We start from the raw sequence: 24913 nt of genomic DNA on the forward strand, positions 1-24913 counted from the left end.
ATGCGAAAAGGATCGAGCATCGGCTGGTTCGATGAGGGCAATACCGTCCCAGTGCAAATCAGGGAGGATGTCATCGTTAATATCGAAGGTATTCCATACGATATCACGCGGGCTGAGGCGAACAGAATTATTCGCGTGATCCTAGCCTATGTCGACGACAGCGGCGATGCGCCTCTCCTTCCACAGAAGGATGCAAGCGACGACCTGAAGGAAGAGGAAGGGGTGGTGGAATGAGCACGCTTTACACTCCGGCCACGCTTGCCAAACACTGGCACTGCTCGGAACGACATATTCGCAATTTGATGTACTCGGGACAATTGCCTTATTTCCGCCTCGGTGGGAAGTTGATGCGCATCAGGGGCGAAGATGTGGAGAATTTTCAATGCCGGCAGAATGGCGGATCACTCGACTTAGAGGCAAGCTCGCTCTCACCTTCGAAAGAGATGGAAAGCGCCACCGTTACACGCTTGCCACCGACGACCCGAGCGAAGCTTACCTCCTTGCGCCAGCCCTCTATGCAGAAGTAACCAGACCGGCCGGCAGAACTGTCGCCGATCTCTGGACCGCATATACGGCCGACAACTATGGCAAGGCCGTTCTCGAAACCATGAAGCACACATGGAAGGCGCTAGGGCCGAGATTTGGCAAGCGCCACGGCGAGAGCATCACCAAGGAAGATTGCCGCGCTCATACGGAGCAGCGCCGCAAGGAGGTTTGGCAGGGTCGCCATATATCGGACGGCACCATCCATACCGAACTAGGCCACCTGCGAACGGTCCTGAAGTGGGCTGCATCGAACAAGCTCATTGCCTTCGCGCCAGACATCGAGCGCCCGACGAAACCCGAGGCCAAAGACCGGTATCTCACCAGAGACGAGGTTTCGAAGATCCTCGCGCACGCCAAGACGCCTCATCTGAAGCTGGCAATCCACCTGATGATTGCCACAGCGGCGCGGGTGACCGCTATCCTGGAGCTGAAGTGGGATCGCGTGGATCTTTCAAGGAAGCTGATATACCTCCGCGACCCGGAAGATCCGGTAAAGCGCAAGGGCCGCGCGATAATCCCGATCAACTCAAGCCTCTTGGCCGCTCTACGAGAAGCCCAGAAAGGGTCGATGTCGGAACACGTCATAGAATGGGCTGGGGATAACGTGAAAAGCCTTAAGAGGGGCATCGCGACAGCTGCTCGGGAAGCGGGCGTTGCGGATGTGTCGGCTCACGTATTCAGGCACACGGCTGCAGTATGGCTTGCAGAAGCCGGCCGGCCTATGGAAGAAATCGCTCAATATCTGGGGCACAGCAACCCCAACATCACTCGCAAGGTGTATGCTCGATACAGCCCCGACTATCTGCGGCAATCCGCAGACGCGCTTGAAATAGGGCTATACGTAGTTCCCACTGTCACCGATGAACCTGCAAAAGAGAACAAACATGGAAAGTGATGCCGCAGTTGCCAATTACATAGGGCGCACTGCAAGGAGTTTCCGGGTTTCCGGTGGCGGGACATTCGTTGACATCGTAGGGGTCACAGGTTCAATCCCTGTCACGCCCACCATCCTAATTCACTAAAAAGCAAACGGCCTTTCGAAAAATCGAGAGGCCGTTTGCTTTTTAGATTTTCCGATCTGCACCGTCCTCATAGTGCGTGCGGCAAGCCGTTCTGCTTATTGAAGAAGTACCCGAAATGCCGAGGTTCGGTGAAACAACATTTTGGATGCATCCCTGCGTCCCGCTTCCATCCCTAATGCAACTATCTCCTTGCCGTAAAATTGCGTCGAGCGTCCGAAGCCCGTTCCGGGCAGCACCAAAGCTCCAGATCTGCTTGCCACACGTCGTCGCTAACGGATTGCGGTCGGCTCGCGCGCATTGCAGCGACGGCGCGATCGCATATGAGAACATGCTCACGCGCTCGTCACTTGCATTAGCGTATTCAAGTTTCAGCCCCTCGTTGGTCAAGCATCCAGAGCTGCCGGTTTTGTGACGGACAGATGACGAGTTTGTGACAAAACGCGTGTTATTTCAGCAACATAGCAGCCCCGCCCTGCTGTCACGATCGACATCGTTATTGCGACGCAACATGCCGCTGTGTAACTACCGCGGCGAGGCAGGCACCGGGTCAAAAGGCGCCGCTTCGCTCACACGGGTTGAAGATACGTAGGGACTGCCGATGGCAACGGTCTTCATCCTTCTGCATCTGAACTGGAGGTTATTCCATGAACATTAAGAGCCTTCTTCTCGGCTCCGCTGCAGCACTTGCAGCAGTATCCGGCGCTCAGGCTGCCGACGCTATCGTTGCTGCCGAGCCGGAACCGGTTGAATACGTTCGCGTCTGCGACGCCTACGGCACCGGCTACTTCTACATCCCGGGCACCGAAACCTGCCTCAAGATCAACGGTTACATCCGTTTCCAGGTTGATGTTGCTCCAAACGCCAGCTCGATCGGCGCCGGCGGCGGTGGTTCTGTCGCCAACGACTCGGACTGGGATGCCCGTACGCGTGGTCAGGTTCAGTTTACCGCCAAGAGCGACACCGAATATGGTCCGCTGACCGGCGTCATCGTCATGCAGTTCAATGCTGACAACGCTTCGGCCCAGAAGGCCCAGCTGGACTCCGCTTACCTCGACATCGCCGGCTTCCGCGCTGGTCTATTCTACAGCTGGTGGGACGATGGTCTCTCCGGCGAAACGGACGATATCGGTTCTCCGGTCACGCTGCACAACTCCATCCGTTATCAGTACGAAACCGACGCTTTCTACGCTGGCATCAGCGTTGACGAGCTGGAAGACAGCCCGTTCTACGATGGCGAAACCGCCAACAACGTCGGCGTTGCAGTCGGTCTCGGCGGCAAGGCTGGTGCATTCAGCTACCAGATCACTGCCGGTTACGATACCGACAACGAAGAAGGTGCCGTCCGTGCAATGGGTACGGTTGCTGTCGGTCCGGGCACGCTCGGCCTCGCAGTTGTCTACGCAAGCAACCCGAACGCCTATTACAACAAGGCTGAATGGGCGATCGCTGCTGAATACGCCATCAAGGCGACTGACAAGCTGAAGATCACCCCGGCTGTTCAGTACTACAACAACTACGGCATCACTGCTGGCGAGTTCAACGACGACGTTGACGCTTGGAAGGCCGGCGTGACGATCGACTACCAGATCGTCGACAACCTCTCCACGAAGATTTCGGTTCAGTACCTCGATCCGGACAATGCTAGCGACGTTACCTCGGGCTTCTTCCGCCTGCAGCGCGCGTTCTGATAAAGGGCTGCCGGCTAGAACAGGATGTCATCCGAAAACCGTTCACGCTTTTCTGCATCATGCCCTGGACCGGCAGCTACAAATTCCTGATCTGACTGACCTCCGATCGGGAAAGAATGGGCCTGGACTTCCCTGCCTGGGCCCATTCCCCTTGACCAGACGTGCGTCCAAGACGGCACCTCGACGAGTGCCTTGCCATTGTCGTGTCACATCGGTTCGTTGCCGATGTCCGGCAGTCTATGTCGTTGCCGGATCTTGTAACCAGCAAGCGCAACCAGCTTTTTTACTGATCTGCCGCCGATCGTCGAGCCAGCCCCGCGGCCGACAAAATTTTTTCACCTCAGCAATAACGGCGCGCCAAATTCGGACACAGAGCCATGCCATGGCGAACCGAGGGTGAGGTAATGATTCGCCTCGCCGCGATATGGGGTTTGAGATCGAAATGAAGTTATCCGCGCTTGCCGCTGCCGCCCTTTTTTCCGCGGTCCTCGCCTTGCCGGCCTCTGCCGCGCCCGCCGCACCCGCCGAGACCTTTCCTGGTGCGCCCGGCGTCATTACGCTTTCCGGCAAATGCGCCAAGCTGGTCGTCGCCAAGTTCGACGCCACCAAGGGCTGCAAGAACGAGCTTGCCAGCGTCACGCTGGCCAATGGCGTGGTGACCTTCATCTTCACCTCGGATGGCAAGGCGCTGGGCTTCCAGGGCGACGGCAGCGGCATCAAGCCTGCCTCCAACGGCAATGCCCGCCTGCCGCTCAGCCTCGTCACCACGGGTGTCGGCAACAAGATGACCGGAGAGGTCAAGGTTGCCGGCTTCTGCACCTTCGGCAATCCCTATGCCGGCAAGCCGATCGCGATCGAATGCACCGCCGAAAGCAAGGACTCCTCCTTCACCGGCAGCTTCCGCACTGGCGGCAAGCTGGTGAAGAAGGGTAAGTAGCCGCCCTCAGGCGCACCAGGCGCTGCCGGTGGCCCCTGGCTTGCGTGCCAGGCCCTCATTGATCAGCTGCGCGCCGAAAGAGCGCCCATCGCGCGAGACGACGCGCGGCGCGCCGGAGGACTCGGCCTTGCCCGCCGCATTCATGATGAAGGGTCCGGCGTTCAGAAGCGCCAGCAGCCGCGACTTTGCGGCAAAGGCCACCCGGCGCTCGCCGTCACAGCGCGCCCGGTCGACCGCCGGGCTTGCCATGTCGGCAATCACGATCTTCTCGCCTTTGTACCAGAAGACGCCACCGTCGCCGACGCAATTGATATGGGCGCCCTGCCCGCAATAGCCGAAGGCGACTGTCCTGGCTTCCGAAACAGCAGCGGAGGCCGGCGACGGCACTGCCTTTATCGGCTGGATCATTGGCGTCGGGATCGCGGCCGGCGGCAGCGGCTGCGGTACTGGGACTTTCGGCGTGGGTGCGGCAAGCGCCACCTGCTTCGGGGGCGTGTCCTTCTTGACGACAGGCCTCGGCTCCGCCGTGTCCCGTGTGATCGGCGCCGATTGCCTTGCAAGCATCGGCTGAATGCTCTTCCAATGGTCGTGGGCGACGATGCCGCCGATCGCGGCAATGCCGATCACCGCCCAGGGCAGCAATCCGCCCCCGCTGCTGCGCGCTTTGCTCTTTCCTCTTGCCGGCGCCTTGCGGCGGCCTCGTGTCGCTGTCTTGGCCATCTGTCCGATTCCCGTGAGGCGGGGATTATCGCTGCTCAATCCTTTCCGAAAGGTTGGCGCGGCGACAGGATGACGCCTGGTTCGCCGAACTTTCCTTCCAATGACCTGAACGAACCGGCGCGCACCGGAGAGGCCAACGGCACTGCCGAAACGCAAGAGGGAAAAGCTGAACAAATTCCGCGCCCAGACGTTAGCCAGCGAAAAATTCCATCTTTCTGGGGGAAAAATCCATGGATCTGATTATCGCCGACATAATACCGGCGTCGCGTATCCACTATCCCGTCATCTTCGCCCGCCTCTTCGGCGCCATCGTCTTCGGCGGGCTGATCGGTTTCGAACGTGAGGCCCGCGACCGCCCGGCGGGCTTCCGCACGCATATTCTGATCAGTCTTGCCGCTGCCCTCTTTGCCATCATCTCGATCGAGGCAGTGCACATGCCGGGTTTTACCGATGACGATCAGGTGCGCATCGATCCGCTGCGCGTCATAGAAGCCGTCACCGCCGGCGTCGCCTTCCTCGCCGCCGGCATGATAGTCTTTGCAAGAGGTCGGGTGCACGGGCTGACGACGGGCGCCGGCATGTGGCTCTCCGGCGCGATCGGCCTCGCCATGGGCTTCGGCTATTGGCCGATCGCCTTCTTCACCACGCTCGCTGCCATCTGCGTGCTCTTCGCCTTCGGCAAGCTCGAAAAATGGTTCGGCTATAATTCCGGACAGCGTGTCGATCGCGATGAACACAAATAAAAACAAAGCGCCCGGCATCACGCCGGGCGCTCGTATCACGTGTGCTTCAGTTGGTCATTCGGCTGTTGGTCGTTCAGCGCGTGTGGCCGAAGGATCGCTTTTCCCAACCAATGCCTTGCCGCCGACGGAGAGCGGCTTCTGGCGTTTGCCGATATTGATGCGTTCGTCCGCCGCCTCACGTACGGCCTGCCATTCATTTTCGTGCCGGATGAAGATCTCGCGGGGCACAAAGTTGATCGTCATATGTTTCTCACCCTGTTTCAAATCTACCGTTCGCGCCGGAGGCTTCCGGAATACCCGTTATTTCTTGGTCCCTGCATTGCCCTTGATGTCGGGGCCGCCCTTGGAAAGATCAGCGCCGGTAACATGGGCCGGCACGTGAATGTCGTGGTAGATGCCGGGCGTCAGTGTCAGGTCGACATGATGCGGCGGCAGCACCTGCGCCTTCTGCATGCGGTTCGGCTTCGCCCGCTTCATGCGGTCGGACGCCTCCGTGCGTTTGTCGGGAAGATGGGTCGAAGTGTGCATCATCGGCCTCCTTTTTAAGCTCAACCAGAGCCTAACGGGCGGGCGTCGGGATGGTTCCAAAAAAAATCACCCAATCCCGGTGTGATGACCGGCCTTGACTGGCCCGCGAAGTTCATTACCTAGAGCCTATCCCGCAGCCTTCCAGACATCGGCTGACGGGGAACTTTGGTGCCGGGCCCCTCTGGCGAGAGTTTTTACGGCGCTCTCGTGATGTCGGTACCGCCTGCAGCTTAGCCGGCGGATTTTTCATCGATGAACAAGCTCACCATGCCTGACCCGCGTGCCCGTTGTGGCGTGCCGCGTTTTTCCCATACATCGACTCTCTTCAACACGATTTGCGGCCGCGAGGTGCGGCCATGAATCAACCCGTGACCCATAACTCTTCGCTCAGCTATTTCCGCTGGGCTTTCATCGTCACTGCCCTCGGCCTCGTTCTCGGCGCGGTGCTCGGCTGGCAGACGACCGGTACGATCGGCGGCATGGCGACTGTCTTCTTCATCTGCACGGTGCTTGCGGTGCTGGAGATCTCGCTCTCCTTCGATAATGCCATCGTCAACGCCAACAAGCTGAAGGAGATGACGCCGGTGTGGCAGCAGCGCTTCCTCACCTGGGGCATCATCATCGCCGTCTTCGGCATGCGCATCGTCTTCCCGCTGGCGATCGTCGCGATCGCGGCACGGATCGGTCCCTGGGATGCTCTGGTGCTGGCCGCCCGCGAACCCGAGGAATATGCCCGCATCATGAACGATGCGCATCTGCCGATCGCGGCCTTCGGCGGCACCTTCCTGATGATGGTCGGCCTCAGCTATTTCTTCGACCACGAGAAGAAAATCCATTGGCTTCGCGGCCTGGAAAAGGTGATGGCGCGCTCGGCCACCATAAGGGGCATCGAGATCGCCTTCGTGCTCGCACTGATGCTTGTGTTCTCCTGGTTGATAGGTGGCGAGGAAGCCAGTGTCTTCGTCCATTGCGCCATCTACGGCCTGCTCACCTTCCTCGCGGTCGAGGTTGTCGGTGAGCTGCTCGATGCGTCGCAGCAGACGATGAGTGCTGCCGCCAAGGGCGGCCTCGGCGCCTTCATCTATCTGGAGGTGCTGGATGCCAGCTTCTCCTTCGACGGCGTCATCGGCGCCTTCGCCTTGACGCAGAACCTCTTCGTCATCGCGATCGGTCTCGGCATCGGCGCCATGTACGTGCGCTCGATGACGATCATGCTGGTGGAGAAGGGAACGCTTGCCGAATACCGCTATCTCGAGCATGGCGCCTTCTACGCCATCCTGATCCTCTCGGTGATCATGTATGCGCAGACCCTGGTCCATATCCCCGAGGTTATCACCGGCCTCGGCGGCGCGGCCTTGATCGGCCTGTCCCTCTGGTCGTCCATCCGCCACAACAGGCGCGAAAAGGTGGAAGATCACGGCGCCCGGCAGGAGGAGCTTCACGCCTGACGATGCAGGAAGCCGCAGTGTGCGACGCCCTTGCAGCTAAAAATAAAGCCCGCGACCATCCGGTTGCGGGCTAATTCATTCATGCATGACTTGAAGGTGTTAGCGGGAGACCTGACCGAAGGAGGCCGGGTCGATACCGAGTGTGGTGAGGTCGTTAGCGCGCGGGCGGCGACCGGCTTCGACAGCAGCGCTGACGGCGTTTGCAGCACCAAGAACGGCGAATGCGCGGCCAAAGAAGCCGGTGCGGACTGAATTGCGAACTGCGGACATTGTCCTTTTCCTCTTGCTCTATGATTGACCACTCATAGATGGCATCGCGCACAGACCTCCACAATGCTCAGAAAATCACCTCAGCCATGCAAAAACAGGAGGCCGGCGCATGTCTCCATGGCCGACCTCGAGGCAGGGGTGGGTGGTCTTTTTGTTCTTAGAGCGCCGTGCGTCCTTTCGGACGCACAAAGGACGCTCTAACACTTTGAAATCTGCGCATCGTGCTTTCCGAAAATCGGAACCGATTTTCGGGCCGATGCGCTAGTCTTCGTTTGCCGCCAGTTGCGAGAGCACCTGCCCTCTGCCGCGCAGCCGCAGGATCAGCGGGATGAGGAAGGCGGCGGCTGCAACGATGAGCAGGCCTGCCGCGATCGGCGACATCACCAGCGTCGTCACATCGCCCTGGCTGATTGCCAGCGCCCGGCGCAGCTGCTGTTCGGCAAGCGGCCCGAGGATCAGGCCGACGACGGCAGGCGCGATCGGATAGCCGAAGAGCCGCATCACATAGCCGAGCAGGCCGAAGGCGAGCAGCATGCCGAGCTCGAACACCGACGGATTGGCGCCGATCGTCCCGAGCGTCGCAAACAGCAGGATGCCGGCATAGAGCCACGGCTTCGGAACAGTCAGCAGCCGCACCCAGAGCCCGATCATCGGCAGGTTCAGCACCAAGAGCATCGCATTGGCGATGAGCAGGCTAGCGATCAGCCCCCAGACGAGCTGCGGATTGGTGGCAAACAGCAGCGGCCCCGGCTGCAGCCCGTATTGCTGGAAGCCGGCAAGCATGATTGCCGCCGTCGCCGTCGTCGGCAGGCCGAGCGTCAGAAGCGGCACCAGTGTGCCGGCGGCCGATGCATTGTTCGCCGCTTCAGGGCCGGCGACACCTTCGATCGCACCATGGCCGAACTCTTCCGGGTTTTTCGCCAGCCGCTTTTCGGTGGCATAGGAGAGGAAGGTACCGATTTCGGCGCCGCCCGCCGGCATTGCGCCGATCGGAAAACCGATCAGCGTGCCGCGCAGCCACGGTTTCCACGAGCGCGCCCAGTCCTCAGCGGTCATCCAGAGCGAACCCTTGACCGCCTCGACCTTCTCGGCGATCCGGTTGCCCTGCGCGGCGATGTAGAGCGTCTCGCCGATCGCAAACATCGCCACCGCCAGTGTCGTCACCTCGACACCGTCGAGCAGATCGGGAATGCCGAAGGTAAGCCTGGCCTGCCCCGTCTGCTGGTCGATGCCGACCATGGCGAGCGCAAAGCCGATGAACAGCGAGGTCAGACCCCTCAATGCCGAATCGCCGAAGGCCGAGGAGACGGTGACAAAGGCAAGCACCATCAGCGCGAAATATTCGCGCGGACCGAAGACCAGCGCCAGCTTGACGATATAAGGCGCGATGAAGGCAAGCCCCAGTGTGGCGATCAGGCCGGCGACGAAGGAGCCGATCGCCGCTGTCGCTAGCGCCGGTCCGCCGCGCCCGGCGCGCGCCATCTTGTTGCCCTCGAGCGCGGTGACGATCGAAGCGCTTTCACCCGGCGTGTTGAGCAGGATCGAGGTCGTCGAACCGCCATACATGCCGCCGTAATAGATGCCGGCGAACATGATCAGCGAGCCGCCGGGATCGAGCTTGTAGGTGACGGGCAACAGCAGCGCCACGGTGAGTGCCGGGCCGATGCCGGGAAGCACGCCGACGGCGGTGCCGAGCGTCACGCCGACCAGCGCATAAACCAGGTTCATCGGCTGCATCGCAACCAGGATACCCTGCCATAGAAATTCGAATGTGCTCATCTTGGTGTCCCAAGCGGCATTCCCGGCCGTGCGTTTCGCAACCGGGCGCCGCGCAAAATCAAAAGAGCTGACAGCGCGTCCCGCGCGGTCAGAAGAACAGATGTTCCAGCGGCCCGGCTGGCAGCGTCAGCTGCAGCAGCTGCGAGAAGATCGCCCAGACGACGAAGCTGAGGACGATACCAAGCGGCAGCGAGATCCAGAGCTTGCGTTTGCCGAAGCCGCGTGCCGTCAGCGCGAAGAGGATGCCTGTTGCGATCGAGAAGCCGGCGACGCGCAGGAGCAGCATCTGGCCGGCAAGACCGGCGACGATCCAGATGACGGGTGCGACTTCCTGCCGGTCGCGCTCCGGAAAATCGCCGCGCCAGGCTTCGAAGGCGGTCCATATCCCGAGACAGAAGAGGCCAAATGCCACCATTTGAGGCGCTGTCGCCGGACCGATGCGATCGTATTGCGCGATCGTTTTCAGATGCAAGGCATCCCAGGCCATCACGCCGGCGACGACGAAGAGGAAAACGGCAATGATGAACGCCGCCCAATCAGGGCGGCGCTCGGTTGCCGAGGAGGTGTTATCCTCGCTCATTGAACAAGTCCGATGTCTTTGAGAATGCTCTCAGTGGCCGAGATATCCTTTTCGAGCTGCGCCTTGAAGGCATCGCCGGACAGATAGGTGTCGGCCCAGCCCTTGGTCTTCAGCGTTTCCTGCCAGGTGGCGGAGCTGTGCAGCTTCTCGAAATCGGCGGTGACGCTTGCCACCTGTTCTGCCGACAGGCCGGGAGCAGCGGCGACCATGCGCCAGTTCTGTATGGTGACGTCGGTGCCGGCTTCCTTCAGCGTCGGGGCATCGACGCCGTCGATACGCTTTTCGCTGGAGACGGCGAGAAGGCGGAGCGTGCCTGACTTCACCTGCGATTCGAACTCGCTATAGCTCGAGACGCCGGCCGTGACCTGGCCGCCGAGAATTGCGGCGAGCGCTTCACCGCCGCCGGAGAAGGCGACATAGTTGATCTTGGTCGGATCGACACCGGAGGCCTTGGCGATCAGGCCGACGGTGATATGGTCGGTGCCGCCGGCCGAACCGCCGCCCCAGGAAACCGAACCCGGATCCTTCTTCAGCGCCGCAACAAGATCGGCCATGGTCTTGATCTCGGATGCAGCGGGAACGACGACGGCCTCATATTCGCCGGTCAGGCGGGCGATCGGCGTAACGTCCTTGAGCGTCACCGGCGACTTGTTGGTGAGGATCGCGCCGACCATGACATAGCCGCCGACGATCAGCGAATTCGGGTTGCCGGCAGCCTGGCTGCTGAACTGCGCAAGGCCGATGGTGCCGCCGGCGCCGGGAACGTTCTGGACCTGCACGTTGCCGGAGATCTTCTCCTGCTGCAGCGCGGTCTGCAGCGAACGGGCCGTCTGGTCCCAGCCGCCGCCGGGCGCGGCCGGCGCGATGATGGTGTAGTCGGCCGCATAGGCCGGCAGCGCGATGGTCGCTGCAAGAAGGGTTGCGATGAACGTATGCTTCACGATGTGTCCTCCGTCGGCGGCTGAGCAAACCGCCTGTTGTTCTCTGGGAATCGGGAGGAATGGCCGGTCAGCGGACGCAAGCGTCCTGAATGACGAGCGGAATACCCTCCCAAGGCTTCAGCTCTCCGCCTCCACGGAGAAGAAGTAGCCAAAGCGACCACAACAACCTGTCATTTAGCTGACATCGGCGAGATATCCAGAAGGAGACGACACTTTTTTGCCGTAATTGGCAGGTGCCGATCTAAATCCCGGCTCTTCATTGCCAATGGCGAGTGTATTACCCGCCGCCGAAGTACGGCTGCGAGCCTCATCCGACGAGAGGTACGGGCGGAGCGACCCAAAGCTCTGTAAAGAGGGTGATCAGGCTGAAAGCTGACGCCTTCACTGCGTCCGCAGAACCTCGTTCCAGTGCGCAATCAGCCGCGCCCGCTTCACCTGGTCGAGATAGACCATCAACCCGGGACTGACCGGCACCGGCCGCAGTTGGGCGCCCAGCAGTTCCTGCAGCGTATTGGCGGTATTCTCCCCCGCGACCTCGGGGCTGACGGCCGGGATCTGCAGCTCGCGCGCCATGATCGTCTGCCCTTCCCTCGACATGAAGAAGGTAAGGTAACGCCGACCGAGCTCCGGCTCGGCGGCGGCCTGCGGCACCAGCCCGATCCGCGACATCACCACGGTATAATCCTTCGGCAGCACGATGCCGACATCGGGATAGCGCGAGGCCCAGTCGGCCGCATAGGAGCCGAGAATATTGTAGCCGAGGACGAAGCGCCCGTCGGCAACGCGTTCGAGGATCGCCGAACTCGTCGAATAAAGCTTGACGCCGGCAGCCCCCATAGCCCCGATCACCGACCAGATGTCGCCGAACTGCTCCTGGTCGCGCGCCATGAAAAGAAAGCCGACGCCGGAACGCTCGATGTCATAGGTACCGATCCGCCCGTAGACCTCGTTGCCCTTGCGCTTCAGATAGTCGACGAATTCAGCCCGCGAACTCGGCACCGGCTCATGCGCAAAGCTCGGCTTGTGATAGACGAATACCGCCGGCTCGAAGGTCAGCGCATAGGCGGTGTTGCGCCAGTTTGCCCATTTCGGCCATGCAGCACTCATCGGCAGGTTGCTGACCTGTGCATATCCGTCGTTGGAAAGCTTCACCTGCAGGTCCATCGCCGAGGAAAAGGCGAAATCCGCCGTCTTCTTGCCGGCATCCGTCTCTCTGACGATCCGGTCGTAGATGTCGCCGGTCAGCATGTCCTCATATTTGACTGCGATATCGGGATTGGCGTCCTGGAAACCGCGGATCATCGGTTGCGCCAGCGGCTCGTCGAGCGAGGAATAAACCGTCAGCACCGGCGCATCGGCATTGCCCGACTTCGCCGGATAGAAGACCGGATCGGCGAGCGCAAAGCCCGGCCAGAACGCCAGCAGCAAGATGAAAACTCTCCTCATGCAGCAACAATGCCTGAGCGCGCCAGGAGGAGCAAGGGCTCCGGACTAGGCGCCTGCCCACTCCATCAGGGCATTCTGCGCGTGCAACAGGAAAGCCTTGGCGGCGCGGCTCCGGCAGAGCGGATGTTCCATCGCCTCGGCCGCCACCTCCTGGCCGCGCGTAACCGGCGGGCACGGCAGGAAGATCGCATCCTCCCGCAAACGATCGAGCACATCGGTCCCGATCCGGTAACCGGCAAGCGCCTCCTCGGCAGCGTCACCCGGCCATGAATCGGTGATGACGACGTCGGCATCCGATAGTTCGCCCATATCGGTGCTCACACGGAAGCGTCCATTGAGCAGCGCGGTATCGCTGATGTGCCAGCGTTCGGGATAGACCTGCACCACCTCGATCGGCAACGCGATCGATGCTTCGGCCCAGGAGCGAAGGATATTTGCGTCCGCCGCCACGCCGACCACCTTCAACCCGTCGATGGAGCCACGCCGGCTGTCGATATAGGCAAGGTCGCCGAGCGTCTCGCAAGGGTGGTTGTAGCATGTGCGCGCATTGATGACAGGCACCGGCAAGGCTGCCGCCACCGCCTTCAATGTCGCAAATTCCTTCGTGCGGATCACCAGCATGTCGAACCAGTTGCCGAGATACCCGGAGAGATCGCCGGTTTCCTCCCTGGTATTGAAGCCGATCGGCACATGCGCGCAGATGCCGCCCATCGCCTGGATGCCGAGATCGAAGGCGGTTGTATTGCGCCATCCGCCGTCATCGACAATCAGGGCGACGCGTTTGCCCGCAAGGCTCTGCGGCATCGTGCGCTCATCCCAGGCTTTGGCAAGCTCACTGGCGCGACCGATGATCGACCGAAGCCCGGCCTCCGGAATATCTTGAAACTCCAGAAAATTCCGGGCCGAACCTGTCATTCAAATCCCCGTCGGGCATGAAACGTCGCCACAATACCCTTCGCTCGCCTCATGGCAATCGCTGAAGCAACCGCGAATCACATTGCATACCGCGTTGGATATTCTCGCGTTTCGTCTTCCAATCCATGCTCCTGGGTCCGGCTCAAGCCTTAAATTGATCAGCGATCGGCTTTATGATGTCGGTTCAGAAAGTGTCGGCCAAAGCAGAACATTCCATTTTTCTCCGATGTGAATTGTCTTTTCATCACAAAGGATTAGGGATTGGCTCCGTCCTTCACCCGTTTAGAGTATTGATGAAGATCGACGACGCTATATGGTCGCGCTGCCGCGTTAAAAACGTCGAGAGCGCCCGAATTTATTATTCGGGGGACGACTCTACGCGACAAAAACTCTATGAAAAGCTAGACTAAACTGGAAAGATCCATGGGAGGGGTCATGGAACGACGACTGAGCGCTATTCTTGCTGCAGACGTCGTCGGCTACAGCCGACTGATGGGCATCGATGAATCCGGCACGTTGCAGGCGCTGAACCGCCATCGCTGCGAGCTGGTCGACATTCGTATTTCGGATTACAAGGGCCGGATCGTCAAACTCACCGGCGACGGTATCCTTGCCGAATTCCAGAGCGTGGTGAATGCGGTCGCCTGCGCCGCCGAAATCCAGCGCAGCATGGCGGCCCGCAACGAGAACGTGCCCAAGGACGAGCGCGTCGAATTTCGCATCGGCATCAATCTCGGCGACGTCGTGGTCGAGAACGGCGACATATTCGGAGATGGGGTCAATCTCGCCGCCAGGCTCGAGCGCATCGCAGCGCCGGGCGGCATCGCCGTGTCGGCCTCGGTGCGCGAGCAGGTCGGCTCGCGCCTCAATCTCGGCTTCGAATTCATTGGCGAACATATGCTGAAGAACATCCGGCAGCCCGTTCAGGTCTACACCGTCAGCTTAGCGCCGCCTTCCTCCGCCAGATTGGTCGCGCAGAACCGCAACACCTGCTTCATCGCGGTGCTGCCCTTCACCAATATGAGCGGCGATGCCGACCAGGATTATTTCTCCGACGGTATCACCGAAGACATCATCACCGATCTCTCCAAGATCTCCAGCCTGCACGTCGTGCCGCGCAATACGATCTTCACCTACAAGGGCATATCGGTAAAGGTGAAGCGCCTCGCCCAGGAGCTTGGCGTGCGCTACGTGCTCGAGGGAAGTGTGCGCATCGTCGGCAATCGCGTGCGCATTTCCGGCCAGCTGATCGACACCGCCAATGGCGACCATCTCTGGGCCGAGCGTTACGACCGCGACATGACCGACATCTTCGCCATCCAGGACGAGATCACCCATGCGATCGTCGGCCAGTTGAAGGTGCGTCTGTTGCCGGAGGAGAAGAAGGCGATCGCGACTGAGCCGACCGCTAATGTCGAGGCCTATACCTATTATCTCAGAGGCCGCCAGCTCTCTCACACCTGGACCAAATCCTATCTGGAGCTCGCAAGGCGCATGTTCTGCAAGGCGGTGGAGCTCGATCCGGATTATGCCCGCGCCTATGCCGGCATCGCCGATTGCGACGCGGCGATCCGCGATTGGGCGCCTGATGACGTGCCGCTGAGGCGAATCCTCGAGATGAGTGCTCGCGCTCTGGCGCTCGATCCTGACCTTCCCGAAGCCCACGCTTCCCATGGTCTCGCCCTGCATCAGAGCGGCTATGACGATAGGGCAGCGGCGGCCTTCGAACGTGCCCTGGCGCTCGACCCGAACCTCTTCGAGGCGAACTTCCACTATGCCCGGTTCTTCTTCATGCACGGCAACTTCGCCGAATCCGTGCAATATTTCACCCGCGCCGCCGCAATCCGCTCTGATGACTACGTCTCGCCGATCCATCTGATGTCCGCCTATCGCTCGCTCGGAAGGGTGCTGGATACGGAAAACTGGGCGCGCCTCGGTCTGTTGCGCGCCGAACGCGCCCTTAACCTCAATCCAGAAAATTCAGGCCCCGCCCATCGCGGCGCGCTGGCGCTTGCCCATCTCGGCGATGCGGCAAGGGCACGCGACTGGGCCGACCGCGCGATCGCCATCGATCCCGACGACATCGTCGCGCAGTATAATCTCGCCTGCGTCTACTCCGTCCTCGGCGACGTCGACCAGGCGATCGATCTGCTGGAGAAGCTGCTGCCGAACAGCTCCGTCTACCACATCAAATGGTTCGATAATGATTCCGATCTCGACAACATCCGCGACGATCCCCGCTTCCAGAAACTCCTCGCCGCCGCGATGACGCAGCGCGAGCGTATCGAAAGGACCGGGAGCTGAGGTCGAGCTTTTCCCGGCCGTTCACTAGCGCATCGGCCCGAAAATCGGAATCGATTTTCGGAAGGCACGATGCGTAGATTCAAAGTGTTACAGCGTCCTTTGCGCGTCTGAAGGACGCGCGTCGCTGTAAGCCTGAAAATCGCTGTGACATCCCTGCTTCATCTCTGTAATCTCCCTTGAAAAACAGGGGAAACATCCGTGCGCATCCTGCTCACCGAAGACAATATCGCGCTGGCCGACGGCCTGTCGGCGATCTTGCGCGGCACGGGCCATGCCGTCGATGTCGTCCATGACGGAGCGTCCGCCGATGCGGTCATCGCCGCTGAAAATTTCGATCTGGTGATCCTTGACCTCAACCTGCCCGAGATGGATGGGCTCGACGTGCTGCGCGCCATGCGCGCCCGACAGAACCAGGCGGCCGTCCTCATCCTGACCGCGCGCGGCACGCCGGAAGAGCGAGTGAAGGGGCTCGATCTCGGCGCTGACGATTATCTGATCAAGCCCTTCGATATCGCCGAATTCGAGGCCCGCGTGCGCGTGCTGCTGCGCCGCCAGGCCGGGCTGCGTTCGGCGACCGTCGGCTTCGGCGGCATCTCCTTCGATCTCAATTCCCGCACCTTTTCATCAGGCGCAACGCCACTCGATATTCCCGCCCGCGAACTCGGCCTGCTCGAAATCCTCTTCATGCGGGCCGGCAAGGTCGTCGCCAAGGAGGCGATCATTCAATCGCTGACGGCCTTCGACGACGACATTTCCGCAAATGCCATCGAGCAATATGTCAGCCGCCTGCGTAAGCGCCTGTCGCCGCACGGCCTGACCGTCAAGACCGCCCGCGGCATCGGTTATTATCTCGACAAGCTGCCCGAGGCCTCATGAAAGCCGCCTATTCCCTCAGGCGCCGGCTGCTCTTCTGGCTGCTCGTCTCCACCGCCGTCATCGGCACGCTGGCACTCGCCGACACCTATCGCGAGGCGGTCCAGACCTCCAATATCGTCTCCGACCGCGTGCTCGCCGGTTCCGCGCTGGCGATCGCCGAGCGCGTCGTCGTCGCCGAGGACGGCACGCTGCAGGTCGATATCCCCTATGTCGCACTTGAAATGCTGACCTCGGCCGCGCAGGATCGCGTCTTTTACCGTGTCGACGGCCCGCCGGGCCAATTCATCACCGGCTACCAGTCCCTGCCGGTCCTGAAGAAAACGCCGGGCGATGCCGCCGCCTTCGCCGACGATAGCTTTCGCGGCGAACCGATCCGCATCGCCACACTCGAACGCTCGGCCTCGACGGGCATCCGCTCGGTGCCCTTCGTGGTGACGGTTGCCGAAACCACCATCGCCCGCCGACAGCTGGCGCAGGCGATCCTCGTCCGCTCCGCACTCCGTCTCGCCTTCATGATCGCAGGCGCCGCCGTCATCGTCTGGATCTCGGTCACGGTGGCGCTCCGCCCGCTCTACAAGCTCGGCGACGCCATCGGCGAACGCAGCCCCGATGACCTGCATCCGATCAAGCAGACCGTGCCGAGCGAGGTCGAGCCACTGGTCGATACGGTAAATTCCTTCATGGTCCGCCTGCAATCGGCGCTCGATGCGCTCCGCCATTTCACCGGCAATGCCAGCCATCAGCTGCGCACGCCGCTGGCGATCATCCGCACCCAGCTTGCCCTTTCCGCCCGTGCCGGCTCGCTTGATGAGGCCCAGGCGGCAGCACTGAAGGGCGACCAGGCGGTGGCGCATGCCGAGCGTATCCTTGCCCAACTTCTGCTGATGGCCAAGATCGACGCCGCCACCGCCAAGGAGGCGTTGACCGCCTCCGCCATCGATCTCGCCGCCATTGCTCAGGAGATCACCGGCGAACAGATCCCGACGGCCGCCGTCGCCGGCATCGATCTCGGCTTCGAGGGCGAGAGCCCGGCGATGGTCCGCGCCGAGCCGCTGCTGATCGGCGAAATGCTGCGCAACCTTGCCGGCAATGCCATCGCCTATGCCGGCAAGGGAGCTGAGGTCACCGTCCGTATCATCGCCGCGTCAGAGACGATCCGCCTCGAAGTCGAGGACAACGGCCCCGGCATTCCGCCCGAGAAGCTGGAGGCGGTGCGCCGGCGTTTTTCGCGCGGCAATGATTCCGATGCGCCAGGCGCCGGCCTCGGTCTGCCGATCGTCGAAGAAATCGCCAATCTTTTCAATGCCGCACTGACGCTGGAGGCGGGTTCGGACGGCAAGGGCCTGAAAGCGGCCGTCACCTTTGCCAAGGCAGCGTAAAAGCCGACGACCTTTCCGCCTTGCTTTCTTTCGCTGCATTGCACACACTGATTTTTGGGAACAGCAAGCCGCACGACGATGCGAGCCGGATAAAAAGAGAAATATGTCGATCAAAGCCAGCATCTATCATCTGACGCATTACACCTATGATAAGCCGATCCGCCTCGGCCCACAGATTATCCGGCTGAAACCTGCCTCGCATTCGAAGACACGGGTGCTCAGCCACTCGCTGAAGGTCACGCCCTCCAACCATTTCGTCAACCTGCAGCAAGACCCTTATGGCAATTACCTTGCCCGCTATGTCTTTCCGGACCCGGTGACCGAATTCAAGATCGAGGTCGATCTCGTCGCCGACATGACGGTCTACAATCCCTTCGACTTCTTCGTCGAGGAAGAGGCAACCAAGTGGCCCTTCGGATACCCTGAAACGATCCAGGAGGATCTGTCGATCTACATGACGCCGGAGCCGGCCGGTCCGCGCCTCAAGGCGCTGCTGCCGACGCTCGACTGGTCGCCCGACCAGCCGACAGTCGATATGATCGTCGGCCTGAATGCCCGCCTGCAGAGACAGATCGGCTATGTCATCCGCATGGAAACCGGCGTGCAGACGCCGGAGGAAACGCTGGAAAGCGCCAAGGGCTCCTGCCGCGACACCAGCTGGCTGCTCGTCCAGATCCTTCGCCATCTCGGCCTCGCCGCCCGCTTCGTCTCCGGCTACCTCATTCAGCTGACGCCGGATCTGAAGGCGCTTGACGGCCCTTCCGGCACCGAAGTCGATTTCACCGACCTGCATGCCTGGGCGGAGGTCTATCTGCCTGGCGCCGGCTGGGTCGGCCTCGATCCGACTTCTGGCCTGCTGACCGGCGAAAGCCACATCCCGCTTGCCGCCACGCCGCATTATCGCAACGCCGCTCCGATTTCCGGCGGTTATTTCGGCGAGGCCGAAACCGAATTCGCCTTCGATATGAAGGTCTCGCGCGTCGCCGAGCACCCGCGCATCACCAAGCCCTTCTCCGATGAAAGCTGGGAGGAGCTCAACGAACTCGGCGAAAAAGTCGACCGTGTCCTCGAAGCCGAGGACGTACATCTGACGATGGGCGGCGAACCGACCTTCGTTTCGATCGACGATTTTCAGTCCGAGGAGTGGAACACCGCCGCGGTCGGCCCGACCAAGCGCGAAAAGGCCGACATCCTGATCCGCAAGCTGCACGAACGCTTCGCCCCCGGCGGTTTCCTGCATTATGGCCAGGGCAAATGGTATCCGGGCGAAAGCCTGCCGCGCTGGACCTTCTCGCTCTACTGGCGCCGCGACGGCAAACCGGTCTGGCAGAACCTCGACCTGGTCGCCGCCGAAGGCAAGGATACCGGCGTCAAAGCCGAGGATGCCGAAAAGCTCCTGACGGCGATCGCAAAGGAGCTGGCGATCAAGCCCGATATGGTGCAGCCGGCCTATGAGGATCCCGCTGACTGGATCATCAAGGAAGGCAGCCTTCCCGAAAATGTCGATCCGGCGAATTCGAAGCTGAAGGATCCCGAGGAGCGCAATCGCATCGCCCGCGTCTTCGCCCGCGGCCTCACGACTCCGACCGGTTACATCCTTCCGGTCCAGGCATGGAATGCCAGGGCAGCGGAAAGCCGAGTCTGGGTCAGTGAGAAATGGCGCACCCGCCGCGGCAAGATCTTCCTCGTCCCGGGCGACAGTCCGATCGGTTACCGCCTGCCGCTCGGCACGCTGCCCTATGTTCCCCCAGCGCGTTACCCCTATATCCACCCCGCCGATCCGACGATCCCGCGCGAACCGCTGCCTGATGTCTTCGTACCGGCCGGCCGGGCCATGCCGGAAGCCTCTTTCCATGCCGACGAGAGCAATCGCGGCCGGATCGAACAGACGCTCGGCGAACTCCGCGGCGCCGTGCGCACCGCCATGTCGGTCGAGCCGCGCGACGGCAGGCTCTGCATCTTCATGCCGCCGGTGGAGCGCATCGAGGATTATCTCGAGCTGATCGCCGCTGCCGAAAACGCCGCCGCCGAGCTCAAGCTTCCCGTCCATATCGAAGGTTACCCGCCGCCGCAGGACGAGCGCATCAACGTCATCCGCGTCGCCCCGGATCCCGGTGTCATCGAGGTCAACATCCATCCGGCCTCCAACTGGAAGGACTGCGTCGACATCACCACGGCGATCTACGAGGAGGCACGCGCCACCCGGCTCGGCGCCGACAAGTTCATGATCGACGGCCGCCATACCGGCACCGGCGGCGGCAACCATGTCGTCGTCGGCAGCGCCAATCCGAACAACAGCCCCTTCCTGCGCCGTCCCGACCTCCTGAAGAGCGTGGTCCTCCACTGGCAGCGCCACCCCTCGCTCTCCTACCTCTTCTCCGGCATGTTCATCGGCCCAACCAGCCAGGCGCCGCGCATCGACGAGGCTCGTCACGACAGCCTCTACGAGCTGGAGATCGCCATGGCGCAGATCGACCCCAGCCGCGGTCAGCAGCCGCTGCCCTGGCTCGTCGACCGCCTGTTCCGTAATCTTCTGACCGACGTCACCGGCAACACCCACCGTGCCGAGATCTGCATCGACAAGCTATTCTCGCCCGACGGCCCGACAGGACGGCTCGGCCTCATCGAGTTCCGCGGTTTCGAGATGCCGCCCAACGCACGCATGTCGCTTGCCCAGCAATTGCTGGTGCGCGCGCTGATCGCCCGTTTCTGGGTCAATCCAGTCGACGGCAAGTTCGTCCGCTGGGGTACGACCCTGCCTGACCGTTTCATGCTGCCGCATTTCGTCTGGGCCGACTTCCTCGACGTGCTTGCCGACCTTCGCGAAAATGGCTTCGATGTCAGCCCGGAATGGTTCAAGGCCCAGCTCGAATTCCGCTTCCCCTTCTGCGGCGAAGTCGAATACGAGGGCTCGAAGCTGGAACTGCGCCAGGCGCTGGAGCCCTGGCATGTCATGGGCGAGGAAGGCGCGCCGGGCGGCACCGCCCGCTACGTCGACAGCTCCGTCGAACGCCTTCAGGTGCGACTCGAAACCAACAATGCCTCGCGTTATACCGTCACCTGCAACGGCCGCACCTTGCCGCTGACGCCGACCGGTACATCGGGCGTGTCGGTCGCCGGCGTCCGCTACAAGGCGTGGCAGCCGGCCTCGGGCCTGCACCCCGTCCTGCCGATCAACACCCCTTTGACTTTTGACATTTATGATACATGGTCGAAGCGTTCGATCGGCGGCTGCATCTATCATGTTGCTCATCCAGGTGGCCGGACCTATGACACCTTCCCGGTCAACGGTAACGAGGCGGAAGCAAGACGGCTCACCCGATTCGAGCCGTGGGGGCATACGGCGGGCGGATACATTCCGCGCGTCGAGACGGGTTCGCCGGAATTCCCGCTGACGCTGGATCTGAGGCGGCCCGCCGGGGTTTGAGGCCGAGGGTTTGAGGCTTAAGTTTTGATGGGCAAGAAGCCGGCAGTGGAGCGCAGGGAAGAGGCAGAGGACCGCATCGCCAAGAATGCGGCCTTCGACTATGCGCCGCTTCCCGATACCGCCGATGAGATGGTCGACAACGACGGCGCCGTCCGCCCCGTCTGGCAGAATTTCCTCTCGCATCTGAGCGCAATGCCGGAAAAGGATCTCGCCGAGCGCTTCGCCCGCGCCGACCGCTATCTCCGTGATGCCGGCGTCTTCTATCGCGCCTATGGCAGCAAGGGCACCGGCGAGCGAGCCTGGCCGATCTCGCATATCCCGGTGCTGATCGACGAGCGCGAATGGCAGACGCTGTCGGCGGGCCTCGTCCAGCGCGCCGACCTGCTGGAAGCGATCATCGCCGATATCTACGGCGACAACCGGCTGGTAGAGGAAGGGTTCCTGCCGCCGGCACTGATCGCCGCCAATCCCGAATTCCAGCGCCCGCTCGCCGGCATCAAGCCGGCATCCGGCCATTATCTGCATTTCTGCGCCTTCGAAATCGGCCGCGGGCCTGACGGCAACTGGTGGGTGCTCGCCGATAGGACGCAGGCTCCCTCAGGCGCTGGTTTCGCGCTGGAAAGCCGCGTCGCGACGACCCGTGCCTTCTCGGATATCTATGCCGAAACCCCGGTCCATCGCCTTGCCTCCTTCTTTGGCGCCTTCCGGGATGCGCTTCAGGATATGAAACATTCCGGCGACGACCGTATCGCCGTGCTGACACCTGGCCCCGCCAACGAGACCTACTACGAGCACGCCTACATCGCCCGCTATCTCGGCTTCATGCTGCTCGAGGGCGAGGATCTGACCGTCGTCAAGGGCCGCGTCATGGTGCGCACTGTCGCCGGCTTAAAGCCGATCGGCGTGCTCTGGCGCCGTCTCGATTCGGCTTTTGCCGACCCGCTGGAGTTGAACCAGAATTCGCATATCGGCACGCCCGGCCTCGTGGAAGCGCTGCGCGCCGAAAGCCTCACCATCGTCAATGCGCTCGGCACCGGCATTCTTGAAACCCGGGCGCTTCTCGCCTTCATGCCGACCATCTGTCACCATCTGCTTGGCGAGGATCTGCAATTGCCCTCGATCGCTACCTGGTGGTGCGGTCAGGAGGAAGAGCGCGAGCACGTGGCAAAAAACATCGAAAAGATGGTAATCGGCCCGGCCTATTCCCGCGCTCCCTTCTTCGACGATAACGGCGAATCCGTGCTCGGCTCATCGCTGCGTGCGGCTGCCAAGGATTCGATAACCGACTGGCTGAGTTCCGACGGCCCGAAGCTCGTCGGCCAGGAAGTTGTCACGCTGTCGACCACACCCGCCTGGGTGGACGGCAAGCTCGTGCCGCGGCCGATGTCGCTGCGCGTCTTCGCCGCGCGCACCGCAAACGGCTGGCAGATCATGCCCGGCGGTTTTGCCCGCATCGGCTCCGGCGCCGATGTCGCGGCGATCGCCATGCAGTCCGGTGGTGCCGCCGCCGATGTCTGGATCGTCAGCGACAAACCGGTCGAGCGCCACACGCTGCTGCCCGCTGAAGGCAGCTTCACCCGCAACATGCCGGGCAGCCTGCCGAGCCGGGCGGCCGACAACCTGTTCTGGCTCGGCCGCTACATCGAGCGCGCCGAAGGGGCGCTGCGCATCCTGCGCGCCTGGCATGCCCGTTTCGCCGAAGCTGCCGATCCGAGCCAGCCACTGCTCGCCGACGTCTCCGATTATCTTGCCGCCGTCGATATCGATACCGCCGACGCCGTGCCGGAAACGCTGCTGCGCAACATTGACAGCGCCGTTTATTCGGCCAGCAACATCCGCGACCGTTTCTCGCCGGACGGCTGGCTGGCGCTCAACGATCTCGCCAAGACCGCCCGCCGCTTCCACGTCACCGTCGCTGCCGGCGACGACGCCAGCCACGCGATGACGATCCTCTTGCGGAAGCTTGCAGGCTTTGCCGGTCTCATGCATGAAAACATGTACCGCTTCACCGGCTGGCGGTTCCTATCGCTCGGCCGTTATATCGAACGCGGCCTGCACATGACGCGCCTGCTCGGCCACATGTCGGGCCCGGAAGCGCCTGACGGCGCGCTCGACATGCTGCTGGAGATCGGCGACAGCGTCATGACTCATCGCCGCCGCTATAACGTCAACACCGCACGGCTGACTGTCACCGACCTCTTGGCGCTCGACCCGCTCAACCCGCGTTCGGTCCTCTTCCAGGTGAACGAGATCCATCACGAGGTCGAGCAGCTGCCGAATGCCATGATCAACGGCCAGATGTCGCCCTTCTACCGCGAGGCGATGCGGCTCCATTCCGGCCTGGCGGTGATGACGCCGGAGGGCATGGGCGTCGAGGTCTATCAGCGACTGGAACGCGAGTTGGAGCAGCTCTCCGATCTGCTCGCCCAGACCTATCTCGGGTGATGGCCGTGCTCTACGATCTCTCCCTCCACATGGGTTACAGCTACGACGCGCCGGCCTCCGGCGCCCGCCATATCATGCGCCTGATGCCGCTGTCGCTGGCCAATCGGCAGCGGCTGATCGCCGGCTCGATTACCATTTCGCCCTCGCCGGACGAGCAGTCGCATTTCGTCGATTTCTTCCATCATCCCGCTACCTCCTTCCTGCTGCGCGCGCCGCACGAAACGCTCGACATTCGCATGCAGGCCCGCGTGCAGGTGGAAAGCCAGCCGATCGCCGCCGATTTCTCGCCGCTGCTTGCCAACCTGCCGGAGGAGATATCAGGCATGTGGTCGCTGGCGCCGGATTCGCCGCACCATTTCCTCGGTGACAGTCCGCGCCTCACCGAAGCGCGCGAGATCGCCGACTATGCGCGAAGCTGCGCCACGCCTGATCTGACGGCCATGCAGATCGCTCATGCGCTCTGCGCCCGCATCAACAAGGATTTCACCTACGACCCGGAAGCAACGACGGTGGACACCACGCCGCTCGAGGCGTTCAAGCTGAAGCGCGGCGTCTGCCAGGATTTCACCCATGTGATGATCCTGGCTCTCAGAAGCCTCGGCATTCCGGCCGGCTACGTATCCGGCTTCCTGCGCACCATCCCGCCACCCGGCAAGGAACGGCTGGAAGGGGCGGACGCCATGCATGCCTGGGTGCGCATCTGGTGCGGCGAGACGATCGGCTGGATCGAGCTGGACCCGACTAACAACATTCCCGCCGGCATGGACCACATCGTCGTCGCCTATGGCCGGGACTATTCCGACGTCGTTCCCGTCATCGGCGTATTGAAAAGCTATGGCGGCCACCGCGCCGTCCAGGCGGTCGACGTGATCCCGCTGAAATAATCCCAAAACTGGAAAAATCCGACGATTCGTTAAAA

Annotated in this window: 21 protein-coding genes and 1 pseudogene; 13 read left to right on the forward strand and 9 right to left on the reverse strand. The window is 61.9% G+C overall.

All coding sequences use genetic code 11. The features are described from left to right. The 5 genes and pseudogenes from HFO71_RS24150 to HFO71_RS24165 all read left to right on the forward strand — a co-directional run bounded on the left by HFO71_RS24150 (position 1) and on the right by HFO71_RS24165 (position 4193). Positions 1-234 (forward strand): hypothetical protein, encoded by a 234-nt coding sequence (locus HFO71_RS24150; RefSeq protein ID WP_221988530.1) that lies wholly within the window; start codon positions 1-3, stop codon positions 232-234. After that, positions 231-332, forward strand: a pseudogene (locus HFO71_RS36480) (hypothetical protein); the annotation flags it as partial. The gene HFO71_RS24150 and the pseudogene HFO71_RS36480, both read left to right, overlap by 4 nt. Before the next feature lie 50 nt (positions 333-382). After that, positions 383-1441: a tyrosine-type recombinase/integrase gene (locus HFO71_RS24155; RefSeq protein ID WP_221988531.1), complete on the forward strand. Its 1059-nt coding sequence runs from the start codon at positions 383-385 to the stop codon at positions 1439-1441. 771 nt (positions 1442-2212) lie between these two features. Continuing rightward, positions 2213-3256 carry a porin gene (locus HFO71_RS24160; RefSeq protein ID WP_168256376.1) on the forward strand — a complete coding sequence of 348 codons (1044 nt, stop codon included), beginning with the start codon at positions 2213-2215 and terminating at the stop codon, positions 3254-3256. Positions 3257-3698: 442 nt separating this feature from the next. Continuing rightward, positions 3699-4193 (forward strand): hypothetical protein, encoded by a 495-nt coding sequence (locus HFO71_RS24165; protein ID WP_172643807.1) that lies wholly within the window; start codon positions 3699-3701, stop codon positions 4191-4193. A 6-nt stretch (positions 4194-4199) separates the two neighbouring features. On the opposite strand, the gene HFO71_RS24170 is transcribed toward HFO71_RS24165, so the two are convergent. Continuing rightward, positions 4200-4913, reverse strand: coding sequence for a hypothetical protein (locus HFO71_RS24170; protein ID WP_221968324.1), 714 nt, complete (start codon positions 4911-4913; stop codon positions 4200-4202). Positions 4914-5143: 230 nt separating this feature from the next. Here HFO71_RS24170 and HFO71_RS24175 point away from each other — a divergent pair, with 230 nt between their 5' ends. Next, a complete protein-coding gene (locus tag HFO71_RS24175) occupies positions 5144-5656 on the forward strand; it encodes an MgtC/SapB family protein (RefSeq protein WP_017962091.1) in 513 nt (170 codons plus the stop codon). Between the two features lie 54 nt (positions 5657-5710). On the opposite strand, the gene HFO71_RS24180 is transcribed toward HFO71_RS24175, so the two are convergent. Both HFO71_RS24180 and HFO71_RS24185 read right to left on the reverse strand, forming a co-directional pair. After that, the gene (locus HFO71_RS24180; protein ID WP_221968407.1) at positions 5711-5899 is read right to left on the reverse strand and encodes a hypothetical protein; all 189 of its coding nucleotides are present in this window, start codon (positions 5897-5899) and stop codon (positions 5711-5713) included. 57 nt (positions 5900-5956) lie between these two features. Beyond that, a complete protein-coding gene (locus HFO71_RS24185) occupies positions 5957-6187 on the reverse strand; it encodes a hypothetical protein (protein WP_017962093.1) in 231 nt (76 codons plus the stop codon). A 353-nt stretch (positions 6188-6540) separates the two neighbouring features. Here HFO71_RS24185 and HFO71_RS24190 point away from each other — a divergent pair, with 353 nt between their 5' ends. Then, a complete protein-coding gene (locus HFO71_RS24190) occupies positions 6541-7632 on the forward strand; it encodes a DUF475 domain-containing protein (protein WP_025396017.1) in 1092 nt (363 codons plus the stop codon). 99 nt (positions 7633-7731) lie between these two features. Here the strand turns inward: HFO71_RS24190 and HFO71_RS24195 are convergent, their stop codons facing one another. The 6 genes from HFO71_RS24195 to HFO71_RS24220 all read right to left on the reverse strand — a co-directional run bounded on the left by HFO71_RS24195 (position 7732) and on the right by HFO71_RS24220 (position 13563). Beyond that, the gene (locus HFO71_RS24195; RefSeq protein ID WP_017962095.1) at positions 7732-7902 is read right to left on the reverse strand and encodes a hypothetical protein; all 171 of its coding nucleotides are present in this window, start codon (positions 7900-7902) and stop codon (positions 7732-7734) included. Between the two features lie 261 nt (positions 7903-8163). After that, positions 8164-9681 (reverse strand): tripartite tricarboxylate transporter permease, encoded by a 1518-nt coding sequence (locus tag HFO71_RS24200; RefSeq protein ID WP_025396018.1) that lies wholly within the window; start codon positions 9679-9681, stop codon positions 8164-8166. Between the two features lie 88 nt (positions 9682-9769). Further along, positions 9770-10261: a tripartite tricarboxylate transporter TctB family protein gene (locus HFO71_RS24205; RefSeq protein ID WP_020051630.1), complete on the reverse strand. Its 492-nt coding sequence runs from the start codon at positions 10259-10261 to the stop codon at positions 9770-9772. Then, a complete protein-coding gene (locus tag HFO71_RS24210) occupies positions 10258-11202 on the reverse strand; it encodes a Bug family tripartite tricarboxylate transporter substrate binding protein (RefSeq protein ID WP_026158883.1) in 945 nt (314 codons plus the stop codon). Before HFO71_RS24210 ends, HFO71_RS24205 begins: the two co-directional genes overlap by 4 nt. Positions 11203-11583: 381 nt before the next feature. Beyond that, positions 11584-12630 (reverse strand): ABC transporter substrate-binding protein, encoded by a 1047-nt coding sequence (locus HFO71_RS24215; RefSeq protein ID WP_132612326.1) that lies wholly within the window; start codon positions 12628-12630, stop codon positions 11584-11586. A gap of 63 nt (positions 12631-12693) precedes the next feature. Next, the gene (locus tag HFO71_RS24220) at positions 12694-13563 is read right to left on the reverse strand and encodes an ornithine carbamoyltransferase (protein WP_168256381.1); all 870 of its coding nucleotides are present in this window, start codon (positions 13561-13563) and stop codon (positions 12694-12696) included. A 435-nt stretch (positions 13564-13998) separates the two neighbouring features. On the opposite strand from HFO71_RS24220, the gene HFO71_RS24225 reads away from it, so the two are divergent. The 6 genes from HFO71_RS24225 to HFO71_RS24250 all read left to right on the forward strand — a co-directional run bounded on the left by HFO71_RS24225 (position 13999) and on the right by HFO71_RS24250 (position 24878). After that, a complete protein-coding gene (locus HFO71_RS24225) occupies positions 13999-15867 on the forward strand; it encodes an adenylate/guanylate cyclase domain-containing protein (RefSeq protein ID WP_077979656.1) in 1869 nt (622 codons plus the stop codon). Between the two features lie 198 nt (positions 15868-16065). Continuing rightward, entirely contained in the window at positions 16066-16743 is a 678-nt protein-coding gene (locus HFO71_RS24230; protein ID WP_027667773.1) for a response regulator, read from the forward strand. Then, positions 16740-18122 (forward strand): sensor histidine kinase, encoded by a 1383-nt coding sequence (locus tag HFO71_RS24235; RefSeq protein WP_221968322.1) that lies wholly within the window; start codon positions 16740-16742, stop codon positions 18120-18122. Before HFO71_RS24230 ends, HFO71_RS24235 begins: the two co-directional genes overlap by 4 nt. A 103-nt stretch (positions 18123-18225) precedes the next feature. Further along, on the forward strand, positions 18226-21549 hold the full coding sequence (locus HFO71_RS24240; RefSeq protein ID WP_221988533.1) for a transglutaminase family protein: 3324 nt from the start codon (positions 18226-18228) through the stop codon (positions 21547-21549). A gap of 27 nt (positions 21550-21576) precedes the next feature. Beyond that, positions 21577-23994, forward strand: a complete 2418-nt coding sequence (locus tag HFO71_RS24245; RefSeq protein WP_077979493.1) for a circularly permuted type 2 ATP-grasp protein — start codon at positions 21577-21579, stop codon at positions 23992-23994. Beyond that, entirely contained in the window at positions 23991-24878 is an 888-nt protein-coding gene (locus tag HFO71_RS24250) for a transglutaminase family protein (RefSeq protein ID WP_131621727.1), read from the forward strand. The genes HFO71_RS24245 and HFO71_RS24250 overlap by 4 nt, the downstream gene beginning before the upstream one ends. Positions 24879-24913 lie beyond the last annotated feature (35 nt).

The sequence above is a fragment of the Rhizobium laguerreae genome (assembly GCF_019778565.1).
Classification (GTDB): domain Bacteria; phylum Pseudomonadota; class Alphaproteobacteria; order Rhizobiales; family Rhizobiaceae; genus Rhizobium; species Rhizobium laguerreae.